At 63.8% G+C, this 23,669-nt stretch carries 25 protein-coding genes; 20 read left to right on the forward strand and 5 right to left on the reverse strand.

The window, feature by feature from the left end; translation table 11 throughout:
• Positions 1 to 68 precede the first annotated feature (68 nt).
• Positions 69 to 347: an HU family DNA-binding protein gene (locus AB4Y36_RS38505; protein WP_028207645.1), complete on the forward strand. Its 279-nt coding sequence runs from the start codon at positions 69 to 71 to the stop codon at positions 345 to 347.
• A 228-nt stretch (positions 348 to 575) separates the two neighbouring features.
• Here AB4Y36_RS38505 and AB4Y36_RS38510 read toward each other — a convergent pair whose 3' ends face one another.
• Entirely contained in the window at positions 576 to 2,078 is a 1,503-nt protein-coding gene (locus tag AB4Y36_RS38510; RefSeq protein WP_069268889.1) for a GGDEF domain-containing protein, read from the reverse strand.
• A gap of 149 nt (positions 2,079 to 2,227) precedes the next feature.
• Positions 2,228 to 2,605 carry a DUF427 domain-containing protein gene (locus AB4Y36_RS38515; protein ID WP_368685748.1) on the reverse strand — a complete coding sequence of 126 codons (378 nt, stop codon included), beginning with the start codon at positions 2,603 to 2,605 and terminating at the stop codon, positions 2,228 to 2,230.
• Positions 2,606 to 2,823: 218 nt separating this feature from the next.
• Between AB4Y36_RS38515 and ssuD the strand changes: the two genes are divergently transcribed.
• The 3 genes from ssuD (at position 2,824) to AB4Y36_RS38530 (ending at position 5,694) form a co-directional block, all read left to right on the forward strand.
• On the forward strand, positions 2,824 to 3,969 hold the full coding sequence (gene ssuD / locus AB4Y36_RS38520) for an FMNH2-dependent alkanesulfonate monooxygenase (protein ID WP_069268891.1): 1,146 nt from the start codon (positions 2,824 to 2,826) through the stop codon (positions 3,967 to 3,969).
• Positions 3,970 to 4,120: 151 nt separating this feature from the next.
• On the forward strand, positions 4,121 to 4,366 hold the full coding sequence (locus AB4Y36_RS38525) for a helix-turn-helix domain-containing protein (protein ID WP_368606392.1): 246 nt from the start codon (positions 4,121 to 4,123) through the stop codon (positions 4,364 to 4,366).
• A gap of 2 nt (positions 4,367 to 4,368) precedes the next feature.
• Positions 4,369 to 5,694, forward strand: a complete 1,326-nt coding sequence (locus AB4Y36_RS38530; RefSeq protein ID WP_368685749.1) for a type II toxin-antitoxin system HipA family toxin — start codon at positions 4,369 to 4,371, stop codon at positions 5,692 to 5,694.
• A gap of 57 nt (positions 5,695 to 5,751) precedes the next feature.
• Here the strand turns inward: AB4Y36_RS38530 and AB4Y36_RS38535 are convergent, their stop codons facing one another.
• Positions 5,752 to 6,672 (reverse strand): LysR family transcriptional regulator, encoded by a 921-nt coding sequence (locus tag AB4Y36_RS38535; RefSeq protein ID WP_069268894.1) that lies wholly within the window; start codon positions 6,670 to 6,672, stop codon positions 5,752 to 5,754.
• A gap of 195 nt (positions 6,673 to 6,867) precedes the next feature.
• On the opposite strand from AB4Y36_RS38535, the gene AB4Y36_RS38540 reads away from it, so the two are divergent.
• From AB4Y36_RS38540 to AB4Y36_RS38595, 12 genes are all read left to right on the forward strand, one after another.
• The gene (locus tag AB4Y36_RS38540; RefSeq protein WP_368685750.1) at positions 6,868 to 8,004 is read left to right on the forward strand and encodes a muconate/chloromuconate family cycloisomerase; all 1,137 of its coding nucleotides are present in this window, start codon (positions 6,868 to 6,870) and stop codon (positions 8,002 to 8,004) included.
• Positions 8,005 to 8,032: 28 nt separating this feature from the next.
• Positions 8,033 to 8,323: a muconolactone Delta-isomerase gene (gene catC / locus AB4Y36_RS38545; protein WP_069268896.1), complete on the forward strand. Its 291-nt coding sequence runs from the start codon at positions 8,033 to 8,035 to the stop codon at positions 8,321 to 8,323.
• A gap of 44 nt (positions 8,324 to 8,367) precedes the next feature.
• Positions 8,368 to 9,303 carry a catechol 1,2-dioxygenase gene (gene catA, locus AB4Y36_RS38550; RefSeq protein ID WP_069268897.1) on the forward strand — a complete coding sequence of 312 codons (936 nt, stop codon included), beginning with the start codon at positions 8,368 to 8,370 and terminating at the stop codon, positions 9,301 to 9,303.
• 113 nt (positions 9,304 to 9,416) lie between these two features.
• On the forward strand, positions 9,417 to 10,787 hold the full coding sequence (locus AB4Y36_RS38555; protein ID WP_368685751.1) for a Rieske 2Fe-2S domain-containing protein: 1,371 nt from the start codon (positions 9,417 to 9,419) through the stop codon (positions 10,785 to 10,787).
• Positions 10,784 to 11,272 carry a benzoate 1,2-dioxygenase small subunit gene (gene benB, locus AB4Y36_RS38560; RefSeq protein ID WP_069268899.1) on the forward strand — a complete coding sequence of 163 codons (489 nt, stop codon included), beginning with the start codon at positions 10,784 to 10,786 and terminating at the stop codon, positions 11,270 to 11,272. The genes AB4Y36_RS38555 and benB overlap by 4 nt, the downstream gene beginning before the upstream one ends.
• A gap of 52 nt (positions 11,273 to 11,324) precedes the next feature.
• Positions 11,325 to 12,347, forward strand: coding sequence for a benzoate 1,2-dioxygenase electron transfer component BenC (gene benC, locus AB4Y36_RS38565; RefSeq protein WP_368685752.1), 1,023 nt, complete (start codon positions 11,325 to 11,327; stop codon positions 12,345 to 12,347).
• A complete protein-coding gene (gene benD / locus AB4Y36_RS38570; protein WP_069268901.1) occupies positions 12,344 to 13,120 on the forward strand; it encodes a benzoate diol dehydrogenase BenD in 777 nt (258 codons plus the stop codon). The genes benC and benD overlap by 4 nt, the downstream gene beginning before the upstream one ends.
• A gap of 84 nt (positions 13,121 to 13,204) precedes the next feature.
• Positions 13,205 to 13,939, forward strand: a complete 735-nt coding sequence (locus AB4Y36_RS38575) for an ABC transporter substrate-binding protein (RefSeq protein ID WP_342947514.1) — start codon at positions 13,205 to 13,207, stop codon at positions 13,937 to 13,939.
• Positions 13,940 to 14,423: 484 nt separating this feature from the next.
• The gene (locus tag AB4Y36_RS38580) at positions 14,424 to 15,584 is read left to right on the forward strand and encodes a porin (RefSeq protein WP_368685753.1); all 1,161 of its coding nucleotides are present in this window, start codon (positions 14,424 to 14,426) and stop codon (positions 15,582 to 15,584) included.
• A gap of 208 nt (positions 15,585 to 15,792) precedes the next feature.
• The gene (locus tag AB4Y36_RS38585) at positions 15,793 to 16,221 is read left to right on the forward strand and encodes a MarR family transcriptional regulator (RefSeq protein ID WP_342947515.1); all 429 of its coding nucleotides are present in this window, start codon (positions 15,793 to 15,795) and stop codon (positions 16,219 to 16,221) included.
• Between the two features lie 56 nt (positions 16,222 to 16,277).
• Positions 16,278 to 16,406 (forward strand): hypothetical protein, encoded by a 129-nt coding sequence (locus tag AB4Y36_RS38590; protein WP_368685754.1) that lies wholly within the window; start codon positions 16,278 to 16,280, stop codon positions 16,404 to 16,406.
• Positions 16,407 to 16,438: 32 nt separating this feature from the next.
• Positions 16,439 to 17,125, forward strand: coding sequence for a trimeric intracellular cation channel family protein (locus AB4Y36_RS38595; protein WP_368685757.1), 687 nt, complete (start codon positions 16,439 to 16,441; stop codon positions 17,123 to 17,125).
• A 6-nt stretch (positions 17,126 to 17,131) separates the two neighbouring features.
• Here AB4Y36_RS38595 and AB4Y36_RS38600 read toward each other — a convergent pair whose 3' ends face one another.
• The gene (locus AB4Y36_RS38600) at positions 17,132 to 17,521 is read right to left on the reverse strand and encodes a hypothetical protein (RefSeq protein ID WP_368685758.1); all 390 of its coding nucleotides are present in this window, start codon (positions 17,519 to 17,521) and stop codon (positions 17,132 to 17,134) included.
• Positions 17,522 to 17,544: 23 nt separating this feature from the next.
• Between AB4Y36_RS38600 and AB4Y36_RS38605 the strand changes: the two genes are divergently transcribed.
• The 4 genes from AB4Y36_RS38605 to AB4Y36_RS38620 all read left to right on the forward strand — a co-directional run bounded on the left by AB4Y36_RS38605 (position 17,545) and on the right by AB4Y36_RS38620 (position 22,574).
• The gene (locus AB4Y36_RS38605) at positions 17,545 to 18,648 is read left to right on the forward strand and encodes a porin (protein WP_342947517.1); all 1,104 of its coding nucleotides are present in this window, start codon (positions 17,545 to 17,547) and stop codon (positions 18,646 to 18,648) included.
• Positions 18,649 to 18,702: 54 nt separating this feature from the next.
• Complete coding sequence (locus AB4Y36_RS38610) at positions 18,703 to 21,234, forward strand: glucose/quinate/shikimate family membrane-bound PQQ-dependent dehydrogenase (protein ID WP_368685755.1); 2,532 nt, start codon at positions 18,703 to 18,705, stop codon at positions 21,232 to 21,234.
• A gap of 139 nt (positions 21,235 to 21,373) precedes the next feature.
• Positions 21,374 to 22,411: a porin gene (locus tag AB4Y36_RS38615; protein WP_368685756.1), complete on the forward strand. Its 1,038-nt coding sequence runs from the start codon at positions 21,374 to 21,376 to the stop codon at positions 22,409 to 22,411.
• A 22-nt stretch (positions 22,412 to 22,433) separates the two neighbouring features.
• On the forward strand, positions 22,434 to 22,574 hold the full coding sequence (locus AB4Y36_RS38620) for a hypothetical protein (protein ID WP_368685759.1): 141 nt from the start codon (positions 22,434 to 22,436) through the stop codon (positions 22,572 to 22,574).
• A gap of 430 nt (positions 22,575 to 23,004) precedes the next feature.
• On the opposite strand, the gene AB4Y36_RS38625 is transcribed toward AB4Y36_RS38620, so the two are convergent.
• Positions 23,005 to 23,445: a hypothetical protein gene (locus tag AB4Y36_RS38625; RefSeq protein ID WP_069268906.1), complete on the reverse strand. Its 441-nt coding sequence runs from the start codon at positions 23,443 to 23,445 to the stop codon at positions 23,005 to 23,007.
• Positions 23,446 to 23,669: the final 224 nt, after the last annotated feature.

Raw genomic sequence — 23,669 nt, forward strand, 5'->3', positions numbered from 1 at the left:
CGCGATTTGCCTGTTTCGCCCGCGTGAGGTAGGGTATGCAGGTTTTCTCAACTCAACACAGGTAGCAGATGAACAAACAGGAACTCATTGACGCAGTCGCCGCTAGCACGGGCGAGACCAAGGCAGCGACGGGCGCAGCTATCGACGCGATCCTTGACGTCGTCACGCGTGCGGTCACCTCGGGTGACTCCGTGCAACTCGTCGGCTTCGGCTCGTTCTCGACTGGCCAGCGTGCCGCCCGCGTGGGCCGCAACCCTGCCACGGGCGCGGAGATCCAGATTGCCGCGGCCAAGACGGTGAAGTTCACCGCTGGCAAGGCATTCAAGGACGCCGTCAACGCGTCGTGATGCCAGGTCGCCGTCATGGCGGACGCGCGCGGCTGGCTCGCTTGCTGGCGCGCGTGCAGCATCACGCCAGCATGGTAGCCCGCACTCAGGCCGGTGGCGTCGCGCCGCTAGCCTGAGTGTGTGAAACGAGGGCGCAAGGCCTTCGGCAAGCCGGCATGCTCACATGCCGGCCGCTTTTTCTTCCCCGCTTTTCTTACGGTATCCGAAGCTTTTTGCGCGCCTCGGGCTTCAGGCATCACGCGCCGCGTCGGTTTCCAGCGACGTGCGGCTCGTTTCGTTGCGGCGGCGCTTGGCCTCGTACATCGCCGCGTCTGCTTCACGCAGCATCGCTTCCACGCTTTCGCCTTCCTCGCAGCTGGCAAAGCCCATTGAAAAGCTCAGCTTCGGTCCGCCGTAGAACTGGTTGTTCAACTCCACCAGTTTGTTGATGCTGTCCACCACGGTTTCCGCATCGCGCAGATCGGCGCCAGGCATCAGTACGGCGAATTCGTCGCCGCCAATGCGCGCAGCCTGCCAGGGCTTCTGGATCGCTTTCGCGAGCACTTCACCGGCGCGGCGCAGCAACGCGTCGCCGGCCGCGTGGCCGAGCTGGTCGTTTACCGTCTTCAGATTGTCCATATCGACGACGATCGCGCTCACCGGGAACGGCCCTTTGCGATGCAGTCGGTTGAGTTCGTCCACATAGAACGAGCGGTTCTTGAGCTTCGTGAGCACGTCGTGCTTGCCGAGGAATTCGAGGTAGGCCTCGGCTTTCTTGCGCGCCGTGATGTCGGTGAGCGCGAGCAGCACGAGGTCCCACTGCGCTTCGTGGCCTGGGAACACGGAAAACTGCAGGTGTACGTTGACCTCGCTGCCGTCGAGCGCGTAGTTCACCACCTCTCGCTGCTGAAAGAGGCGGCCTTCCCAGAGATCGAGCAGCTGCTCGCGAAAGTGCGGGCGCATTTCGTCGCGGAACACCTCGGGCAGGCGCGCGAGCAGCGTGGCTTTGTCCGGTGCGCGAAACATGCCCAGCGTGTAGTGATTGACGTCGAGCACCTGGATTTCGCTCATGCAGCGCTCGACAAATTCGGGGTGCACGTCGGTAAAGGTACGAAAGTCGACGATGCCCTGCTCACGGACCTCGTTGAGCAGCTCGCGAATGGCAGAGAAGTTTTCGACCCACAGCGATACCGGCGAGTGTTCGAAAACGCCGAGCGCGTATTGCTCGCTCACCGTCGCCCGATGGCGCGCTTCTTCGAGCGCCGAGACATCTTCGATCGCCACGAGCACGCGGCTCCAGTCGGCTTCGTGGCCCGGCAGAATCACGCCGCGCAACAGGATGTCCATGCGCCGGCCGCGCAGCGTGTAGTTCACGCTCTTGCTCTCGAACGTGCTGTGCCCGGCCCACATCTGCTCGAGCTCGCCGACGTGTGCCTGGAACATGTCGTCGCGCAGCACCTGCGGAAGATGCGCGGCAAGTTCTTCATAGTCGCGCGCACCGTAAAGATCGAGCGTATGGCGGTTGACCTTGAGCACGCGAATGCAGGCCGAGCATTCGGCCACGCGGCGCGGATCGTCTTCGAGGAACTGGCGCAGGCTGGTCACGCCTTGTGCGCGCCAGCTGTCGAACAGCGCTCGCAGCTGGCTATAGTCTTCGAGCCACAGCGAAGTGGGCGTTACGTCGAAGAAGTCGAGCAGATCGACGCCCATGTTGGCAAAACTGGCCGCGGTGGCCGGGGTGCCTTGTTGCATGTCGGTTGGATGTAAGGGAACGGGGTGCGGCGGGCTGCGCCGCACGAATTACCGAATCCTGGCACACCTTGGGGCCCGAGTGGGCATCGACGATGCAGATGTCGCGTCGCCTGGCGATACGTTCCGCATCGAAAGGCGGCGCAGGGCGCTCAGTCGGACGTTTCGATCGAATCGACACGATCCGGGTAGAACGCAAGATGGTCCTTGATTGCCGACACCGCTTCATGCGGCGTTTCGTAAGTCCATATCGCGTTTACGGCTCGCGCGCCGCCTGGCGTGATCGAGTAGTACGAAGCCTCGCCCTTGTACGGGCACCAGCTCTTGTGTTCCGTGCGTGAGAGCAGCGACATGTCGGCGTCCTCGCGCGGTATGTAGAACACGGCCGGATAGCTCGCCTCGCTCAGCGTGAGCGCGCGGCGCGTGTCGGCGATCACGCGGCCGCCTGCTGTCACCACCACGTGTGTGCGCGCCGGTTCGACCGTGATCGGATGATCGGGGCCGGGAATTTTGACGGTCCGTGTGTCCATGGCTGGGTTCCTCGCGAAAGGGGTTGGAAATGCGGACGTTTAGCCGAATACATCATATGCAATTGCAGATTAACTGGTAGGGGAAAACGCTGCAGGCTGTTTCAATGAGGGCGCGACAGAGTTCGACGCACGGGCGGCGATAGTCACGCGATTGCGCCGCGCGCCATCGTGCTTCCAGTCTTCACCCGCGCCTTCATTTACCCGCAGCAGGATCACTGATGAGCCTCGATATCTTCTGGTTCTTGCCGACTTCCGGCGACACCCGCTACCTCGGCAAATCCGATTTCGGCCGCGCGCCGACCAACGCCTATATGCGCCAGATCGCCGTGACCGCCGAAGAGCTCGGCTACGACGGTCTCCTCATTCCCACCGGCAGCAGCTGCCTCGACCCGTGGGTGACGGCGGCGAGCCTCGCGCCCGTCACGCAGCGCATCAAGCTGCTCGTCGCGCTGCGCACGTCGCTCGGCGGTCCCACCGCTTCGGCGCGCCAGGCGGCCACGCTCGACCAGGCGTTGAACGGCCGTTTGCTGCTCAACGTCGTGCCGGGCGGCGACGCCACCGAACTCGCGGCCGACGGCGTGTTCCTCGCGCACGACGAGCGCTATGAAGCCGCCGACGAATTCCTGACGATCTGGCGCGACCTGCTGCGCGGCGAGACGGTGAACTTCGAGGGCAAGCATTTGCGCGTGCAGGGCGCGCAGAACTTTCACGCACCGGTCCAGACGCCGCATCCGCCGCTGTATTTCGGCGGCTCCTCGCCGGCGGCGCACGAACTGGCGGCAAAGCACGTGGACGCCTATCTCACGTGGGGCGAGCCGCCCGAGGCCGTCGCGCAGAAGTTCGCCGATATCCGCGCCCGGGCGGCACGCCATGGACGCACGCTCAAGCTCGGCGTGCGCTTGCACGTGATCGTGCGCGAGACCAACGACGAAGCGTGGGCCGCTGCTGAGCGCCTCATCAGCAAGCTCGACGACGACGATATCCGCCGCGCCCAGGAAAACTACGCGAGCATGGATTCGGTGGGCCAGCGCCGCATGGCCGAGCTGCACGGCGGCAGTCGCGACAAGCTCGAGATCAGCCCGAACCTGTGGGCCGGCGTGGGCCTCGTGCGCGGCGGCGCGGGCACGGCGCTCGTGGGCGATCCGCAAACCGTGGCGGCGCGCCTCAAGGAATACGTGGATGCCGGCGCGGACAGTTTCGTGCTCTCCGGCTATCCTCACCTCGAAGAGGCGATTCGCTTCGCCGAACTGGTGTTCCCGCTGCTACCGGGCAAGAAACCGGTGACGCTGCGCGACCAGGCTCTGACGGGCGGCGCGTTCGACGTGCGTGCGCATGAGCGGGCGCAGCAGGCCGCTCGCGCGTGAGCATCGCCGTGCGCGGCAACCGGGGCCGGTTCCTGGAGCCTTGCCGGACGATTATTCGTGGGAGCGATATGTCCGTTTTATTCGTGTGAATGATATTGGCGAAATATTCCCCACAGGCATATAATCGGTTTATGCCTCACAGGAATATGCCATGAAGATCATCGTCCAGACGCCAGGCGGGCTTGGCGAGATTCTGCAATCGGCCCGCAAGGCGCGCGGCATGACCCAGGCGCAGGCCGCGGCGCATCTCGGCATCGGCCAGCCGCGTCTTTCCGCGCTCGAAACCACGGGTGCCGCCAGCCTCTCGCTCGAGCAGATGCTCGCGCTTTTCGCGCTCTACGGGCTGGAATTCTGCGTGCAATCGCGCGAGGCGGCGGCCGGCGCGCCGGAGTGGTGAGCATGGGCCGCAAATCGCATTCGCGCGCGCTATCGATCTGGGCCAACGGCGAGCGTGTGGGCACGTGGGTCATGACGTCCGCCGGCGACACCGAGCTGCGTTATGACGACGCCTGGAAGCGCTCGGCCGTGGGCCGGCCGCTTTCGCTCTCGCTGCCGTTCGGCATCGGCGACGTGCCGTTGCGCGGTGAGCGCGTGCAGCACTATTTCGACAATCTCCTGCCCGACAGCGAGCCCATCCGCCGCCGCATCGCCACGCGCTTTCGCACCGATACGCTCGAGGCCTTCGACCTGCTCAAGGCCATCGGGCGCGATTGCGTGGGCGCGGTGCAACTGCTGGGCGAGGACGAAACGCCGGGGCGCGTCGACCGCGTCGAAGGCACCGCGCTGAGCGATGCCGTCATCGAGCGCCTGCTGCTCGAAACGGCCGGCGCGCTGCCCGGTGGCGCGCGCGAGACTGACGATCTGCGCATTTCGCTAGCGGGCGCGCAGGAGAAGACCGCGCTCCTGCGCCACCGCGGCAAATGGCTGCTGCCGCGCGGCGCCACGCCCACCACGCATATTCTCAAGCTGCCACTCGGGCTGATCGGCCATCGCAAGGTGGACTTCAATACCTCGGTCGAAAACGAATGGCTTTGCCTGGCATTGCTGAGGGCCTATGGGTTGCCTGCTTCGCAAGCGCAGATACTCCGCTTTGGCGCGCAGAAGGTGCTCAGCGTGGAGCGCTTCGATCGTACGCGCTCGCGCGCCGGTGGCTTGCTGCGCCTGCCGCAGGAGGACTTCTGCCAGGCGCTCGGCGTGCCGCCGCATCGCAAGTACGAAGCGCATGGCGGCCCCGGCGTGCGTGAAATTGCGGGTCTCCTGCGCCAGTCGCTGCAGGCACGGGAAGACATCGAAACGTTTCTCACTGCGCAAATCGTCTTCTGGATGCTCGCGGCGCCGGACGGCCACGCGAAAAATTTCAGCATCCGCCTGCTGCCGGCAGGGCGCTTTCAGCTCGCGCCGCTCTATGACGTCATGTCGATCTGGCCCGTCGAGGGCGACGGCGGCAATCAATGGTCGTGGCACAAGGCGTCGCTCGCCATGGCGGTGTGGGGCAAGGCGAGCCACTATCGCATGCGCGACGTGAAGCGCACACATTTCGACGCCACCGCGCGGCTGTGCCACTACGGGCCGGATGCGGGCCCGCTGATCGAGCGCGTGCTGGCGCGTACGCCCGCTGCGATAGAGGAAGTCGCGGCGGCACTACCCGAAGGCTTTCCCGAGCGGGTAGCCGAGCGACTCTTCGACGGCTTGCGTTTTTCGGCGGAGCGACTGGCTGCGCAGTGACGGTGTGCGTCGCCGTACCCGAATTCCTGAACGAACAGGCCTAGACGGCACATCGCTTCACGACTTTTGCTTCTTCGAAGGCAGCCACGTTTGAGGCTCGGCGTACATTTCCTTGACCAGTTGCTTCACGAGATCGACGTAGACTGAATTGTCGTTCACGCGGTGATTCAGGATGATTGGCGAGGTCGCGTGGTCGCTGTCTATCAGCCGGTAGTGCACGTCCTGCCGCAACTGCCGCGCTGATGCGGGGATCACGCATACGCCGAACTCGGCCGCGACGAGCCCCAGCGCCGTCTGGATTTCCCGCACTTCCAGCACTTCACCCGGTTGCACGCCGTCGCCGTGCAACACGTTCAATACCTGATCGGCAAAGCTGGGGCGCGGCTCCTTGGGATAAACAATCAGTTTCTGCCCGGCCAGTTGCTCGATGGGGATGGGTGTGGATTCCTGCGCCATCTCGCTGCCGATCGGCACCACCACCGCCAGCGGCTCTTCGCGCAGGACGATGCCGGCCACGTTGGGGTCGCTGTGGCGCACGCGTCCGAAGCCGATGTCGATACGGCCTTCCTTCAACGCCTCGATCTGTTGCACCGACATCAGTTCGACCATCTGGATGTCGAGTTCCGGCGCATTCTGGCGCAGCTTGCGCATCAACGGCGGCAGTCCCGAATACAGAACGGAGGCGACGAAGCCGATCGACAGGACGGTGCGGTGATGCAGTCCCACGTGTTTGGCGGTCGCCTGCAGTTGTTCGACGCGCCCAAGAATCTGCATGGCCTGCTCGTAGACGAGACGTCCCGCATCGGTCGTGCGCACCGGTCGCGTATTGCGAATCAGAAGGGGCACGCCGATCTCTTGTTCGAGCAACTGAATCTGCCGGCTCAGCGGCGGTTGAGCGATGCAAAGCTGTTCCGCGGCGCGCGTGAAATTGCGCTCGCGCACGACGGCAACGAAGTAACGAAGCTGGCGGAGATCCATGGTTCCTTCCCAAATGACGCCATCAAATTATCAATACTCTGAAAATATGATGCGCCGCAATATTGGCCTGCTAATGGGCGATTGCGGGGTTTCCATATTATAAAGGTATGGAATTGGACGCAAATAGTATTGGATCAGGCTCAGGCGCGGCATGTATAAATCCACCATACCTTCTTCACTTACGCAGCCTTCGAGATGACTTCCGCCACGATCGAACGTATCGAAACCCGCCTCGTCGATCTGCCGACGATTCGCCCTCACAAGCTGTCCGTCGCCACGATGTACGGGCAAACCCTGATGCTGGTGAAGGTGTATTGCAGCGATGGCGTAACCGGCATCGGTGAAGGTACGACGATTGCCGGCATGGCCTACAGTCCGGAAAGCCCGGAAGCGATGAAGCTGGCGATCGACGCCTACTTCGCCCCGGCGATGATCGGCCAGGACGCCACGCGAATCCAGGCGCTCATGGCGCATCTGGGCAAGCTCGTGAAGGTCAATCACTTCGCCAAGTGCGCGCTGGAAACGGCGCTGCTCGACGCGCAGGGCAAGCGCCTCGGCGTGCCGGTGAGCGAACTGCTGGGCGGCCGCCGCCGCGAACGCTTGCCGGTGGCATGGACGCTCGCTTCGGGCGATACCGCCAAAGACATCGCCGAAGCCGAAGCGATGCTCGAAGTGCGCCGTCACAAGATCTTCAAGCTGAAGATCGGCGCGAAAGACCTCAAGACCGACATCAAGCACGTGGCCGACATCAAGAAGGCGGTGGGCGATCGTGCCGCTGTGCGCGTGGACGTCAACATGGCCTGGAGCGAGACGCAGGCGGCCTGGGCGATTCCGGCGCTGGCGGACGCCGGCTGCGAACTGGTCGAGCAGCCGGTGGCTTCGCCCGCGGCGCTGGCGCGCCTCATGCGCCGCTTCCCGGTGGCATTGATGGCCGACGAAATCCTGCAGGGACCGGAAAGCGCGTTCGAGATCGCGAAGAACGAGGGCGCCGATGTGTTCGCCATCAAGATCGAACAGAGCGGCGGGCTGTTCGCGGCGCAGCGCGTGGCCACGATTGCGGACGCCGCGGGTATCGAGCTGTACGGCGGCACGATGCTCGAAGGCGCGTTCAGCACGGTGGCGTCGGCGCACCTGTTCGCAAGCTTCGCCAACCTGCAGTGGGGCACCGAACTGTTCGGCCCCTTGCTGATCACCGAAGAAATTCTGACGACCCCGCTGGACTACAGCAACTTCGAGCTGACCGTGCCGAACGGCCCGGGACTGGGCATCGAACTGGATGAAGCGAAGGTCAAGCGCTTCACCCGCGAAGGCCTGATGAAAGTCACGAAGTAATCCGGACACCTGACGAACGGACAAGACGATGCTTTTCCACGTACGTATGGATGTGAACATCCCGGCCGACATGCCGGCCAATGTCGCCAACGAAATCAAGGCGCGCGAAAAAGAGTACTCACAGGAGCTGCAGCGCAGCGGCAAGTGGCGCCATATCTGGCGACTGGTGGGCGAGTACGCGAACTACAGCATCTTCGACGTAGAGAGTAATGCAGAGCTGCACGACATTCTCACCGCCTTGCCGCTTTTCCCGTACATGAAGATAACGGTCACGCCGTTGTGTCGCCATCCGTCCTCCGTCAGGGCCAACGACGCTTGAGCTGATTCCCCCTCAATACCAGCAAGCACCAGGAGACAAAGACCATGAGCGCAAAAGTATTCGACACGAAGGAAGTGCAGGACCTGCTGAAGGCCGCTGCGAATCTCAACGGCAGCAGCGGCAACGCGCGTTTCCAGCAGGTCGTTTATCGGCTGCTGGGCGACCTGTTCAAGGCCATCGACGATCTCGACATCACGCCCGATGAAGTCTGGGCCGGTGTGAACTATCTGAACAAGCTCGGCCAGGACGGCGAAGCGGCGCTGCTCGCCGCCGGACTCGGCCTCGAGAAGTACCTCGACATCCGCATGGACGCCGCAGACAAGGCGGTGGGTCTCGAAGGCGGCACGCCGCGCACGATCGAAGGGCCGCTGTATGTGGCAGGCGCGCCGGTGCGCGAGAGCGTTTCGCGCATCGACCTGAACGCCGACGCCGATGCCGGCCCGCTCGTCATTCACGGCACGGTCACCGGCCTCGACGGCAAGCCGCTCGCCGGCGCCCTGGTCGAATGCTGGCACGCCAATTCGAAGGGCTTCTACTCGCACTTCGACCCGACCGGCGCACAGGACGACTTCAACCTGCGCGGCGCGGTGAAGACCGGCGCGGACGGCAAGTACGAATTCCGCACGCTGATGCCGGTGGGTTACGGTTGCCCGCCGCAGGGTTCGACCCAGCGTCTGCTGGACGGCCTCGGCCGCCACGGCAACCGCCCGGCGCACGTTCACTTCTTCGTGACGGCGGATAACAGCCGCAAGCTCACCACGCAATTCAATATCGAAGGCGACCCGCTCATTTGGGACGACTTCGCCTACGCGACGCGTGAAGAGCTGATTCCGCATGTGGCCGAAAAGACCGGTGGCACCGCGCTCGGCCTGAAAGCCGACACGTACAAGGACATCGAGTTCAACTTCACGCTCACGCCGCTGGTCCAGGGCAAGGACAACCAGCTCGTCCATCGCCTGCGCGCCGCAGCGACGGCGTAACCGCCCAGCATGGCGGCGGCACGTTGCCGCCGCCCCTCCTTTCTTCGCGATCATCATTCGACACCGATGCAGGGACTCCGTACTGCGTGTGGAGTATGCATAGGAGAGCTAATATGTCAGCCATCATCGACAAAGCCAGTGACCTGGATCATCTGCTGTCCACCGCCGTGCAGGACGACAAGCAAAACGGTGTGTTCCGTTGCCGCCGCGACATCTTCACCAATGCCGACCTGTTCGAACTGGAGATGAAATACATCTTCGAGAAGAACTGGGTGTACCTCGCGCACGAAAGCCAGATTCCCGAAAACAACGACTACTACACCACGTGGCTCGGTCGTCAGCCGGTAGTCATCACGCGCGACAAGACCGGCACGCTCAACGCCGTGATCAACGCCTGCGCGCACAAGGGTGCCATGCTGTGCCGGCGCAAGCACGGCAACAAGGGCAGCTTCACCTGTCCGTTCCACGGCTGGACGTTCTCCAACACCGGCAAGCTGCTCAAGGTGAAGGATGAAAAGACCACGGAATACCCCGTGCAATTCAACAAGCAGGGCTCGCATGACCTGAAGAAGGTCGCGCGCTTCGAGAACTACCGGGGCTTTCTGTTCGGCAGCCTCAACGCCGACGTGCAGCCGCTGGAAGACTACCTCGGCGAAGCGAAGATCATCATCGACCAGATCGTCGACCAGTCGCCGAGCGGCCTCGAAGTGCTGCGCGGCAACTCCTCCTATGTCTACGACGGCAACTGGAAGATGCAGATGGAGAACGGCTGCGACGGCTACCACGTCAGCACCGTGCACTGGAATTACGCCGCGACCATGGGCCGCCGCAAGGAAGACGGCACCCAGGCGGTGGACGCCAATAGCTGGAGCAAGTCGGTGGCGGGCGTCTACGGCTTCGACCACGGCCACATCCTCTTGTGGACGAACACGATGAACCCCGAAGTGCGGCCGGTCTACAAGCATCGCGACGAAATCAGGGCGCGCGTGGGGGAAGTGCAGGCGGATTTCATCGTCAACCAGACGAGAAACCTGTGCCTCTACCCGAACGTGTTCCTGATGGACCAGTTCAGCACGCAGATTCGCGTGGTGCGCCCGATCAGCGTGGACAAGACCGAAGTGAACATTTTCTGCTTCGGGCCGAAGGGCGAGAGCGCGGAAGATCGTGCGACGCGCATTCGCCAGTACGAGGACTTCTTCAACGTCACGGGCATGGGCACCGCCGACGACCTCGAAGAGTTCCGCGCCTGCCAGGCGGGCTACGCCGGCACCACGGCGATGTGGAACGATCTCTCGCGCGGCGCACCGCTATGGGTCGAAGGCGCGGACGACAACGCAAAGAAGATGGGCCTCAAGCCGGTCATTTCCGGCGAACGCAGCGAAGACGAAGGGTTGTTCGTGGTTCAGCACGAGTACTGGGTGCACGCCATGCGCGATGCCCTCGAGCAGGAACGGAATCACGAACAAGCGGGAGCGCAGGCATGAGCAACGATTACCAGACAATCTGCGCCGCGCTGTACCGCGAAGCGCGCCTGCTCGACGATCGCCAGTGGGAAGAATGGCTCGCCTGCTACGCAGAAGACGTCACGTACTGGATGCCCGCGTGGGACGACGATGACCAGCTCACCGACGACCACGAATCGCAGATCTCGCTGATGTACTACCCGGATCGCGGCGGCCTCGAAGACCGTGTATTCCGCATCAAGACCGAACGCAGCGGCGCCTCGATGCCGGAGCCGCGCACGAGCCACAACGTGACGAACGTGGAAGTGCTGGCGGACCGCGGCGACGAAGTGGAAGTGCGCTACAACTTCCACACGCTCAATCATCGCTACCGGGCCACGGACCATTTTTTCGGCACGATGTTCGTCACGTTGCGTAGGGCCGGCGACGGCTTCCTGATCGCCTACAAAAAGATCGTGCTGAAGAACGACTACATCCGGCAGGTGCTCGACGTCTATCACGTGTGAAGTCACGTTCGACATCGAGCCTCAGTTTCAACATGAGATAGAAGGAGACACCATGTCCAGCTACAAGATTGCACTCAATTTCGAAGACGGCGTCACGCGTTTCATCGACTGCAAGGCGGGCGAAAAAGTGCTCGATGCGGCCTTTCGCGCGCGCATCAACCTGCCGATGGATTGCTCGGACGGCGTGTGCGGCACCTGCAAGTGCCGCGCGGAAAGCGGCAGCTACGACCTGGGCGAAGACTTTATCGAAGACGCGCTGACCGAAGACGAAAAGGACAGCGGTCTCGTGCTCACCTGCCAGATGGTGCCGGAAAGCGATTGTGTGATCGCGATTCCCGCGTCTTCCACGGTCTGCAAGACAGGGCAGAGCAAGTTCGCGGCGACGGTCGCGAAGGTCGAACAGCACAACGACGCCGCGGTCGTGCTCGAACTGGATGTCGACGCAGCGGGTCCCGTGTTCCTGCCGGGCCAGTACGTCAACATCGACGTGCCGGGCAGCGGCCAGCATCGTTCGTATTCCTTCTCTTCCGCACCGGGCGAATCGAAAATCAGCTTCCTGATCAAGAAGATTCCGGGCGGCGTGATGAGCACGTGGCTCGAAGCCGCACAAGCGGGCACGAAGCTCGAATTGACGGGGCCGCTCGGCAGCTTCTATCTGCGCGACGTGCAGCGGCCGCTGCTGTTCCTCGCGGGCGGCACGGGTCTCGCGCCGTTCCTCTCGATGCTGGAGGTGCTCGCGCGCACCAACGCGCAGCAGAAGGTGCACCTGATTTACGGCGTCACGCGCGACCTCGACCTCGTGCTCGTCGAAGCCATCGAAGCCTACGCGGCGAAGCTGCCGAACTTCAGCTTCGCTACCGTGATTGCCGATGCGGAATCGAATCACCCGCGCAAGGGCTGGGTCACGCAACATATTCCCGCCGACGCCCTGAACGATGGCGACGTCGACGTGTATCTGTGCGGCCCGCCGCCGATGGTGGACGCCGTACGCAAGTATTTCGACGACGAAGGCGTGAAGCCCAACAGCTTCCACTACGAGAAGTTCACTCCCAACGTAGTCCCGAAGGCGGCATGATCATGCAACGATTCGCAGGCAAGGTCGTCGTCGTCACCGGGGCGGCGCAGGGAATTGGCCGCGGCGTGGCGCTGCGGGTGGCGGCCGAAGGCGGCAAGGTAGTGTTCGTCGATCGCGCGGATTTCGTCGCGGAAGTCGCGGCCGAGGCGCAGGGCGCGCAAACGGCAGGATTCGTCGCCGACCTCGAAACGTATGAGGGCGCGAAAGCGGCGATGGATTTCGCCGCGCAGAAGTTTGGCGGCATCGACATTCTCATCAACGGCGTGGGCGGTGCCATCCGCATGCGTCCGTTCGCGGAATTCGAGCCTGCGCAGATCGATGCGGAAATCCGCCGCTCGCTCATGCCCACGCTTTACGCGTGCCATGCCGTGCTGCCGCATTTGCTCGAACGCGGGCGCGGAACCATCGTCAACGTGTCGTCGAACGCCACGCGCGGTATTCGCCGCGTGCCGTATTCGGCAGCGAAGGGCGGCGTGAATGCGATGACGCAGTCGCTGGCGATGGAATACGCGGAGCACAATATCCGCGTGGTCGCCACGGCGCCGGGCGGCACCGAAGCGCCGCCGCGCCGCATTCCTCGCAATGCCGCGGGCGACAGCGAGCAGGAAAAGGCCTGGATGGGCGAGGCGGTGCGCCAGGTCACCGATTCGACCTTCTTCAAGCGCTATGGCAGTCTCGACGAACAGGTCGCGCCGATCCTCTTTCTCGCTTCGGACGAGGCGAGCTATATCACCGGTTCGATCTTGCCGGTCGCCGGTGGGGACACGGGCTGAGCGATGAACGCGTGGTGATGGTGGGCGCGCACAGGCGGGCGGGGTGATATGCTCGAAAGACCCCGATTTCGCCCCGCGCTCCCCATGTCCATCGATCCCGCTGTCGTCAAAGCCTTCGCGCCCACGGGCACGTTGCGCGCCTCCATCAATCTCGGCAATCCGATACTCGCGAATCGCGATGCGGCGTCGGGCGAACCGTTCGGCGTTTCCGTCGATCTCGCGCGCGCTTTCGCGCAGCATCTGGGTGTGCCGCTCGAACTTGTCGTATTCGACGCAGCGGGCAAGTCCGTCGAAGCCGTGAGCGACGAACGCGCGGACTTTGGCTTCTTTGCCGTCGATCCCAAGCGAGGCGAAACGATCGCGTTCACCGCGCCTTATGTGTTGATCGAAGGCTTTTATCTGGTTCGCAACGATTCGCCGGTGCGCACCAATGCCGAAGTCGATCAACCGCATAACCGCGTGGCCGTGGGCAAGGGCAGTGCCTACGATCTTTTTCTCACGCGTGAACTGAAGCAGGCGCAAATCGTGCGCGCACCGACTTCGCCCACCGTCGTGCAGACCTTCCTCGAACAAGGGCTCGAAGTGGCCGCAGGGGTGAAGCAGCAACTCGAAGCCGATGCCGCGAAAGCCGGCGGCTTGCGTCTGCTCGACGAACGCTTCATGGTGATTCGCCAGGCCATGGGCGTCGCAAAGCGCCGCGGTCCGCAGGCCGCCGAAGCGCTTGGTGCGTTTGTCGAAACGATGAAGGCATCGGGATTCGTCGCGCAGGCATTGGAGCGTCACGCCATAGCGGGCGCATCGGTTGCGCCGGCTGCTTGAACGAATCAAGCCAAAAGAGAGTGCGCATTAAAAGAATAATCAACGCGCTCCACAGGGCCGATTAGCTCAGGGATTCTCGATGAAGATAATCGGCCTTTCTCGCCTGGCTTAATGCATCGCTTCGAAAGCATTATGTAATTGTCTCGACGATATTCACGCCCCGCACATTCCTCGACGTGCGTCGAGCCTTGCCGGGCGTGGTTGTGCCATCGACGCCACGTCACTCGAATTTCGACACCATTTTTATTTTCGGCACCCTATCATGCGGGTGTTCGATTTGCCCGCACTCACCGCACGATTTCCATTTTTGCCATTGCTCTATCAACACTGGTCAATTGCGTAACTCGCAATAATCATCGGTGGATTGCTTTTCGATTTTGAATCCGCACCGAAATGGAATGCACGCATATGAGATTGCACGTCGATGGTGCCGGCCGCCTGAATTCGATGCATTGACCCACCGCCCAATCCGGAGCTTAAAAACATGAAAAAATCGCTACTCGCCGCGGCACTTCTGAGCGCCTTTGCTATTTCGGCGCACGCGCAAAGCAGCGTGACCCTCTACGGCCTGATCGACACCGGTCTCGTCTACACGAACAACCAGTTCGGCCATAGCAACTGGCAGCTCAACAGCAGCTCCACGCAGAATACGGTGTTCGGCCTCAAGGGTTCGGAAGATCTGGGCGGCGGTCTGCACGCAATCTTCAAGCTCGAACAAGGCTTCCTGCTCAACAACGGTGCGCAGGCGTTCTCGGGCCTCGGCTTCGGCTCGCAAGCGTGGGTGGGCCTGCAAAGCGATCCGTACGGCACGCTGACGTTCGGCCGCCAGTTCGACGTGATGAACGACCTCGTCGGCCCGCTCACGGCAGAATTCAACACGTGGGGCGGCAGCCTCGCGGCTCACCCGTTCGAGAACGACAACCTCGCCGCGAACTCGGTGGTCATCAACAACTCCGTCAAGTACGCGAGCCCGACCTGGTACGGCGTGACGTTCGAGACGATGTACTCGTTCAGCAACAAGGCCGGCGACTTCGCGAACAACCGCTCGTACGGTTTCGCCGTTTCGTATAGCCAGGGCCCGCTGAACCTCGCAGCCGGCTACCTGCAGTTCAACAATGCGGGCAACAGCAGCGGCGCGGTCACCTCCAGCGACACGAGCGCGAACTTCCTGGCGGAACGTCAACGCGTCTGGTCGCTCGGCGGCAACTACACGTACGGCCCCGCGACGGTGGGTCTGGTCTGGAGCCATTCGCAGATCGACAACGCCTCAGGCGTCTACTCGTTCGGCACGGGCACCTATCTTGGCTCGAACGACGACTCGGCCGGCTCGCTCGCCGGTTCGCTGCGCCTCGACAACTTCGAAGCGAACGTGAAATACGCGCTCACGCCGGCATGGAGCGTTTCGGGTGCGTACACGTACACACACGGCGCCTACAACGGCACGAACCCGGGCTGGAACACGGCGATGCTGCAAACGGACTACGCCATCAGCAAGCGCACCGACTTCTACCTCGAAGGCGTATACCAGAACGTGCACGGCGCACCGCAAGGCTCGGTGCTTTCGCACGCCATGATCAACACGCTTTCGCCTTCGTCGACCGATACGCAGGTTGCCGTGACGGTGGGCATGCGTCACGCGTTCTAAGTCGATTCGGCGATGACGTCCGCGGGGCATCTGTCCCCGCCGGACGTTTCCCCCTGCGCGGCGGGCTTCCTCTCGAACGAGGGCCCGCCGCGTTGTCACATCCGCATCCCCGCATCCGCTCGATCGTGTTTCCCCGATCCAGATAGTTGAAGTTTTCAACTATTTGACTATACTGGCGTCCAGCTAGCGTACGGATGGGAGCAGGCATTTGTATTCCGATTTCCTCACCTTCAGGCTCGATCAAACGAGCGCGCTGCTGATGGATCGCGCCAACGCGGTCTACCGCGAGCGCTGGGATCTCGACGTGCGTGCCATGCGCGTGCTGCGCATCATCCGCGCCGAACCGGGCATCACGCCCAAGGCCGTTTCGCAGCGCGCGCTCATCGAAAAAACGCTGCTTTCCAAAACGCTCGGCGAACTCGAATCGCGTGGCCTGATTGGCCGCGGCACGCATGCGCAAGACCGGCGCAGCGTCGTGCTGCGCGTCACGCCCGAGGGCGCGAAAGTGGCGAATGCCTCGGAAAAGGCCGGCTCGAAGCTCGAAGCCGAACTCGCGGCCGTCCTCACCGAACACGAGCGCAAGACGCTCGACCAGTTGCTCGCCAAGCTTGCGCAGAGCCTGATCGACGGTGTTTGAGATCGCGGCGCACACGCCGCACATTGCACAATGAAATACGCATGAAGGAGTCGTCCATGCCGAATCTGGTCGAAACCGTGGCGCCCGCCATTGGCGCGCTGCTCGACCCCACCTTGCGCACCGGCCTCGAAGCGATGCTGTGCGCGGCCGCCGCCTGGCTCGGCCGCGAAAGCGAGGCGGCGTGAGCGTGGCACTCGGGGCGCACGTGGGCGCGCATATCAACGCTCACACGGCCTATACGGTACTCGACCTGATCGGCACATTCGCCTTCGCGATCTCTGGCGCCGTTGCCGCGCGGCAGCGGCGGCTGGATCTGTTCGGCATCGTCGTCGTGAGCTTCATGGTGGCGTGCGGCGGCGGCATCATCCGCGATCTGTGCATCGGCGCGGTGCCGCCAGCGGGGCTCGCGAACTGGGCCTACCTCGCCGTCACGCTGCTGGCTACGGGGCTGACCATTGCCGCGTATCCGCAGGTGCGGCGGCTGCGTCATCCCGTGCTGTTGTTCGATGCGATCGGTCTTGGACTCTTTGCGGTGGCAGGCGCGCAGAAGGCGCTTGCGTACAGCCAGAGCGCGGAGCCGGCCATCCTCCTCGGCATCGTGAGCGCGGTGGGCGGCGGCGTGATGCGCGACGTGCTGCTCTCGCGCGTGCCTGCCATTCTCGAGCGCGAGATCTATGCGTCGGCGGCGCTGCTAGGGGCCGCCGTGCAGGTGGGGCTCACGTATGCGGGCTGGTCGACGTTCTGGACGCCCTGGGTGGCCGTGATTTCGTGCGTGGCGCTGCGACTGGCGGCGCTCTACTTCGGCTGGCGTTTGCCGGTTTTTCACGCTGCGCGCTCGGCTCAGCCGCAACCTGCCCAGCGTGGCGACGCCGCGAAGGCCGATTCGCGGCACGACGCGCGCTAGCGCCAATCACCTTACGCCACGGGTTCGAACGCGATTTCGTCCCGTTCGCACCGCGCTGATCTTCGGGCCGAAGCTGCGGATGTTCGAGAGCGTCGCGTTGTGGTGCGCGCGGATCGACGCCCCGTTCGCGTGCGGCTTGTCGTGCGTGGTTCTAGCGCCTGGCGTTCGCCCCGCGATGCGCCGCGCATGGTGCGGCGCGGCACGCGAAATGCTCTGCGCCACCACCGCCGTCGCGCGCATGCAACTGTGCGTCATTTGCCGTCCAGCCAGAATACGGCTTTCTTCACCACGCGCTATGCTTTTTGGTGCGCGATGTGGCCGGCATCGGCTCGGCCACGCCGGCTTGTCTGCACGTTCAACCACGTTATCCGCCCCGGCATGGACCGGATCAAGCAAGAAGACTCCACGAGGGAGCCAACGTGAAAGCGACTCTGGGCGTAGTCGTGCTGCTCGCCGCCAGTTCGGCCGCGAGCGCACAATCGAGCGTCACGATGTATGGCCGCGTGGATGGCGGCATCGAATACCTCAATCACATCGCGAACGGCAACGGCGGCAGTTCGAGCCGCTGGAGCGCCGAAGGCGGCGACTGGGGCACCAGCATGTTCGGCCTCAAGGGCACTGAGGACCTGGGCGGCGGCAGCGCCGCGATCTTCAACCTCGAAACCGCCGTGCAGATCATGAACGGCACCACGGGCGGCGGCCGGCTCTGGTCGCGCCGTGCCTATGTGGGTTTGAAGAACGACACATGGGGGCAACTGCAAGCCGGCCGTAATCTCTTCATCGACAGCGACGGCGTGTGGGCATTCGATCCGTTCGTGCAGCAGGCAGTGTCGTCGGCCTCGCTCGTGCGCGGGCGCAACTGGCAGCAAACGAGCAACAACGTCGAGTATCACAGCCCGGTATGGAACGGCCTCGACGTGCAGGGCCAGTATTCGTTCGGCAACCAGCCAGGCAACTTCAACGCCGGCGCCGAAGGCGAGTTCGGCCGCTCGGACGGCATCATGCTCTCGTATCACTCGCCGCTCTTCGACCTGCGCGGCATCTACGACGAACTACGCGATTCGAGCGGGCGCTTTTCCAACATCTTCACGGCCTCGCGCGAATACTTCGTGGGCGGCAACCTGCGCGTGCAGAAGTTCAAGATCCAGGCGGCGTACACGCATTACTCCGCACCCGATTCGCCGCCCGGCATTTCCGATACGGCCGACCACTACTGGCTGGGCGCGACCTGGCAGGCCACCCCGAAGTGGGCGGTGACCGCCGCGGGTTTCTATATTCATGTAGGCGAGGGCGGCGGCGACGCCTCGCACGACCCCGCGAGCCACGCCATGCTCTACGCGCTGGGCGCGACGTACAACCTCAGTGCGCGCACGTTCCTGTATGGCACGGTCGCGTATGTGGACAACAGCAAGAACGGCACGTTCTCGGTGTTCGCGACGCCGCGCGACTCGAGCACGCCGACCAGCCCCATGGCTGGCCAATCGCAGACGGGCGCCTACGTGGGGATGATGCACGTGTTCTGACGCCACGCTTTTTCCGCCATCGCAGACGACATTCTTCGAGGAAGGGTTGAGATCATGGCCAGACTATCGAAACCGCTGGGCTTCATCGGCGTCATCTCCGTGCTGTTCACCTTGCTCACGGCGGTGTATCTGCTGGCTGGCGGCGTGTGGCTCATGTCGCTCGGCGGCTCGCCTTACTACGTCGTGACGGGCGTGCTGCTGCTCGTCTTCGCGTGGCTGCTGTGGCGCGCGAGCCCCTCGGCGTTCGTGCTCTATGCGATCGTGCTGATCGGGACGGCGATCTGGGGCCTCTGGGAGTCGGGGCCGGACTTCTGGGCGCTCGTGCCGCGCTCGGGCGTGCTGGTGGTGTTCGGCATCTGGCTGCTCGTGCTCATGAGCTGGCATCTGGAGCGCCCGCGCCAGTTCGGCGTGCTTGCGCTCGTGGTCGGGCTGCTCGTATGGGGCGGCGTGCTCGTGTATGCGCATTTCAACGACCCGCAGCAGATCAACGGCTCGCTCGCGGCGGTGAGGGCCACGCCGGCGCCGAACGTCGACGGCATCGAGCCGTCCGAATGGCCCGCTTATGGACGCGACCAGCAAGGCACGCGCTATTCCCCGCTGCAGCAGATCACGCCCGAGAACGTGCATAACCTCCAGGTGGCCTGGACCTTCCGCACCGGCGACATGAAAGGCCCCAACGATCCGGTCGAGATCACCAACGAAGTCACGCCGATCAAGATCGGCGATCTGCTTTACCTGTGCTCGCCGCACCAGATCCTGTTCGCGCTCGACGCCCAAACCGGCGAGCTCAAATGGAAGTTCGATCCGAAGCTTCAGGCCGATCCTTCGTTCCAGCACGTGACCTGCCGGGGCGTGTCGTTCGTGGACCTTTCGGCGGCGTCCGTGAACGCCGCGGCGGCGGACCTGGGAGCGACGGCGACAACGCCCGCGGCCGCATCGGACGCCGCGGCGGCTTCCGGAACCGAAGCGGGTGGGCCAGCCAGTGATCCCGCGTCGGCAACGCAAGCCGCCGCGCCCGCGAGCGCACCCGCGGCCGCAGCAACGTCTGCCGCCGCGAACGGCACCTGCATGCGACGCATCCTGCTGCCCGTGAACGACGGCCACCTGTATGCACTCGATGCGCTGACGGGCGAGCGCTGCGCGGGCTTCGGCAACAACGGCGACCTCGACCTGCAGCACGCCATGCCGGTCACGACGCCGGGCATGTACGAGCCCACCTCGCCGCCGATCGTCACGAACAAGGTGATCGTCGTGGCAGGCGCCGTGGAAGACAATTTCTCGACGCGCGAGCCCTCCGGCGTGATCCGCGGCTTCGACGTGCGCACGGGCGAATTGCTGTGGGCGTTCGATCCGGGCGCGGCGGACCCGAACAAGATTCCGGGCCCCGGCGAGCACTACGTGTGGAATTCGCCGAACTCGTGGGCGCCGGCCGCCTACGATGCCAAGCTCGACATCGTTTATCTGCCGATGGGCGTGAAGACGCCGGACATCTGGGGCGGCGACCGCACGCCCGACCTCGAGCTCTACGCAACGGGCCTGCTCGCGCTGCACGCGTCGACCGGCAAGCTCGCCTGGTTCTACCAGACGGTGCACCACGACCTGTGGGACATGGATCAGCCCTCGCAGCCCACGCTCGCCGACATCACCGACAAGGACGGCAAGACCGTGCCGGTGGTGTACGCGCCTGCGAAGACGGGCAACCTGTTCGTACTCGACCGCCGCACGGGGGCACTCGTGGTGCCCGCGCCCGAAATGCCGGTGCCGCAGGGCGCGGCGCCCGGCGACCACGTCTCGGCCACGCAGCCGTTCTCGGCGCTCACGTTCCGGCCGTCGAAGAATCTTACCGACGCCGACATGTGGGGCGCCACGATGTACGACCAGCTCATCTGCCGCGTGATGTTCCACCAGCTGCGCTATGAAGGCACGTTCACGCCGCCTTCGCTGCAAGGCTCGCTGATCTTCCCGGGCAACCTCGGCATGTTCGAATGGGGCGGCCTCGCCATCGACACCGACCGGCAGATCGCCGTGGCGAACCCCATCGCGCTGCCGTTCGTCTCGAGGCTCATCCCACGCGGGCCGGGCAATCCGCTCGAGCCGCAGCCGGGCGCGAAGGGCAGCGGCACGGAGGCGGGCATCCAGCCGCAATACGGCGTGCCTTACGGCGTGACGCTCAATCCGTTCATGTCGCCGATCGGTTTGCCTTGCAAGCAGCCGGCGTGGGGTTATATCTCCGTCGTCGACCTGAAGACCAACCAGATCGTCTGGAAAAAGCGCATCGGCACGACGCGTGACAGTTCGCCGATTCCCGTGGCCTTCCGCACGGGCATGCCGATGCTGGGCGGTCCGATGGTGACGGCGGGCGGCGTGATCTTCATCGGCGCGACGGCGGACAACTACCTGCGCGCCTTCGACGTGAACAACGGCAACCGGCTCTGGCAAGCGCGGCTGCCGGCGGGCGGCCAGGCCACGCCGATGACGTACGCGGTGAACGGCCGCCAGTTCGTCGTGATCGCGGCAGGCGGGCACGGCTCGTTCGGCACGAAGCTCGGCGACTACGTGATTGCCTACGCGCTGCCGAAGCAATAAGCAACGCGCGGCCGCCCGGCTGCACCGGGTGGCCGCGGCTTGCGGTTTTTCCACGCGGCGGCAGGTCACAAGCACGACGCCTGCCGCCCCTCATGCAGCATGCGACGCACCGCTCGTGCGCTTCCCCCGCTTTTCCCACATGAGTCGAACATTGCGCGCAGCGCGCGCCTGGGCGGTGTTGTGTGCGGCAACCTTCGCCACGTTGCACACGATAAGCGCACACGCGCAAAGCTCGGTCACGCTGTACGGGGCGCTCGACACGAGCATCGAAGTGACGAATCCGGGCGCGGGCTGGGTCGCGCGCATGGACTCGGGCGCGTATCGCGGTTCGCGCTTCGGGCTGCGCGGCGTGGAGGATATCGGCGGCGGCATCAAGATATTGTTCGAGCTGGAAAACGGCTTCGGCTCCAACGACGGCAGCTTTGCCGTAGCGAACACGATCTTCAACCGCCAGGCGTGGATAGGACTCGGCACGCAGTGGGGCACGGTGCGCGTGGGGCGGCAATACTCGCCGATCTATATCCCGTTCAAGGGACAGCTCGACGCGTTCGGCGCGGGCACCATCGCTTCGGGCCTCAACAATCTGTCGAAGATCACGCCTTATGAAAGCAACGCGATCACGTATCTGTCTCCCGACATCTACGGTTTCTCGACCACGCTGATGGCCTCGCTGCGCGATCCGTCCACGGGCAGCAACGGGCTGGCCGGCAACATCGAAACCGTCGAGTGGCGGCACGGACCGTTTCGCATCTCCTGGGCGCATCAACAGCAAAACGGCGATGGCGCGCTGCGAGCCAATCTGGGCGGCGTGTCGTATGTGCTCGGGCCGGTGACCGGGTTTCTCGCGTACTTCAATGGCGATGGCGGCACGCCGCGCAACCACAACAACGGCGTTTCGGTCTCGGCGCGCTATGCGGTGACCTCGCGGTTTCGCGCTTCACTGGGTTACGCGTGGGTGCACGACCTCTCGGGCGCCGACAACGACGCCGACCAGTTCAGCGCCGCATGCGAGTACGACCTTTCGAAGCGCGTGCTGCTCTACGCGAGCGCAGGGTGGCTGCGCAATCGCAATCAGGCGACCTTCACGCTGCGCGGCGTGAACGTCACCGGCCTTCCGCCGTCCTGGCCGGGTGCGCCTGTGCGCGGCGTGCAGTTCGGCATGATCGACCGCTTTTAAAGCGTACGGCTTGCGCCGGGCATTGCACGATAAAGTGGCGCTAGCGGACTTCCCGGGCGCGCCGATCGTGGCCTCGCAGGACGCCGATTTCATCGGCGCGCTCGCGCCGACGCATACGATGCAATGGAGCCGCGAGGGATGGCGTTACGATCCTGTCATCTGATCCATCGGATAACGAATCGTGCGACCTGATACATAGTCATACTTACCGATTTCACTGCGGATCTCCCTGGAATCGGCAGGCGGTTTCACATGCGTCCATGCCGACGGATGTGACTGTACGTCGGAAGCGCTCCATTCAATTGGGCGAAATGCGGGGACTTGCCCGGCCAAATTGCTCCGTTGCCTTTTGCCGATTCGCCCCTGTCGTGATGGCCGCAAAAATACGGTAAAACTTGCTTTTTTGACGTTTCCTCAGACTACGCTGCGAGCGCAACGGTCGCGGCAATAACGCCGGGAATTTCGTGGATCTCGCGCTTCGGCGAGTGCGTTGGTCCGAGGCGATCATCTGCAATCCAAAGAAAAGGCCTCGCTCGCTAACGCTGGCGCATTCGGGCTGTCTGGCGGTGTTTGCAACGCGGAGATCGCGACGCCTAGTCGAAGGCCGTGCAGAGGCGCTCGATCGGTACCGCGATCAGTATGCAGATCGAAAAAGCGAGACCAAAAGTGAAGGCCACGGAAGCCGTCGCTCCGCACCAGGCGACGAAGCGGTTGGCGTCGCGTTTTTCGTGCGCGACGTAGGCAATCTTGCGCCAGGCGCGGCCGGCGGCGTAGGTAATGGCGAGTGCAAGCACGAGCGCACAAACCGAGGCGATGCCGAGGATCCACTGCGTGCCGTGCCAGCCTGGCATCGGATCCTGCGTGACGACGTCGGCGCAGGCCGTGGAAACGAGCGTGACGCCGAGCGCCAGATGCAGCAGCCAGATGAGCGGCACCGCGCACAGACCGAGCCAGGCGGCGACGCGCTGTGCGCGCGTTGGCTCTGGGTGGGAACCGGCGCCGGGTGGTTGCCCGGATGTGGGGGCGGGCGTCATGGGTTCCTCCAGTGAGGCGGCATGCGTTCGCGGCGCAGGAGACGTGCCCGGTGGACGTTATTCGATTTTACATAACATAAATTATCGAACTTTTTGATGTGGGGGCTACGTCTTAATGTCGTGTTCTGGCTATTTACAGATGTCGTGTTTTTGAGCGCTGGCAAGCTGGCAGACTGCTGCAACCGCTGCGGGGCCTGCCATGAAGCCGGACACGACGCTGGTGA

It is taken from the genome of Paraburkholderia sp. BR10936 (assembly GCF_040965735.1).
In the GTDB taxonomy this organism is placed as follows: domain Bacteria; phylum Pseudomonadota; class Gammaproteobacteria; order Burkholderiales; family Burkholderiaceae; genus Paraburkholderia; species Paraburkholderia nodosa_A.

Bases quoted from the DNA above. Each gene is read 5' to 3' on its own strand.
- AB4Y36_RS38505 (WP_028207645.1), top strand. From the start codon at position 69: ATGAACAAACAGGAACTCATTGACGCAGTCGCCGCTAGCACGGGCGAG.
- AB4Y36_RS38510 (WP_069268889.1), bottom strand. From the start codon at position 2,078: ATGCAACAAGGCACCCCGGCCACCGCGGCCAGTTTTGCCAACATGGGC.
- AB4Y36_RS38515 (WP_368685748.1), bottom strand. From the start codon at position 2,605: ATGGACACACGGACCGTCAAAATTCCCGGCCCCGATCATCCGATCACG.
- ssuD (WP_069268891.1), top strand. From the start codon at position 2,824: ATGAGCCTCGATATCTTCTGGTTCTTGCCGACTTCCGGCGACACCCGC.
- AB4Y36_RS38525 (WP_368606392.1), top strand. From the start codon at position 4,121: ATGAAGATCATCGTCCAGACGCCAGGCGGGCTTGGCGAGATTCTGCAA.
- AB4Y36_RS38530 (WP_368685749.1), top strand. From the start codon at position 4,369: ATGGGCCGCAAATCGCATTCGCGCGCGCTATCGATCTGGGCCAACGGC.
- AB4Y36_RS38535 (WP_069268894.1), bottom strand. From the start codon at position 6,672: ATGGATCTCCGCCAGCTTCGTTACTTCGTTGCCGTCGTGCGCGAGCGC.
- AB4Y36_RS38540 (WP_368685750.1), top strand. From the start codon at position 6,868: ATGACTTCCGCCACGATCGAACGTATCGAAACCCGCCTCGTCGATCTG.
- catC (WP_069268896.1), top strand. From the start codon at position 8,033: ATGCTTTTCCACGTACGTATGGATGTGAACATCCCGGCCGACATGCCG.
- catA (WP_069268897.1), top strand. From the start codon at position 8,368: ATGAGCGCAAAAGTATTCGACACGAAGGAAGTGCAGGACCTGCTGAAG.
- AB4Y36_RS38555 (WP_368685751.1), top strand. From the start codon at position 9,417: ATGTCAGCCATCATCGACAAAGCCAGTGACCTGGATCATCTGCTGTCC.
- benB (WP_069268899.1), top strand. From the start codon at position 10,784: ATGAGCAACGATTACCAGACAATCTGCGCCGCGCTGTACCGCGAAGCG.
- benC (WP_368685752.1), top strand. From the start codon at position 11,325: ATGTCCAGCTACAAGATTGCACTCAATTTCGAAGACGGCGTCACGCGT.
- benD (WP_069268901.1), top strand. From the start codon at position 12,344: ATGATCATGCAACGATTCGCAGGCAAGGTCGTCGTCGTCACCGGGGCG.
- AB4Y36_RS38575 (WP_342947514.1), top strand. From the start codon at position 13,205: ATGTCCATCGATCCCGCTGTCGTCAAAGCCTTCGCGCCCACGGGCACG.
- AB4Y36_RS38580 (WP_368685753.1), top strand. From the start codon at position 14,424: ATGAAAAAATCGCTACTCGCCGCGGCACTTCTGAGCGCCTTTGCTATT.
- AB4Y36_RS38590 (WP_368685754.1), top strand. From the start codon at position 16,278: ATGCCGAATCTGGTCGAAACCGTGGCGCCCGCCATTGGCGCGCTGCTC.
- AB4Y36_RS38610 (WP_368685755.1), top strand. From the start codon at position 18,703: ATGGCCAGACTATCGAAACCGCTGGGCTTCATCGGCGTCATCTCCGTG.
- AB4Y36_RS38615 (WP_368685756.1), top strand. From the start codon at position 21,374: ATGAGTCGAACATTGCGCGCAGCGCGCGCCTGGGCGGTGTTGTGTGCG.
- AB4Y36_RS38625 (WP_069268906.1), bottom strand. From the start codon at position 23,445: ATGACGCCCGCCCCCACATCCGGGCAACCACCCGGCGCCGGTTCCCAC.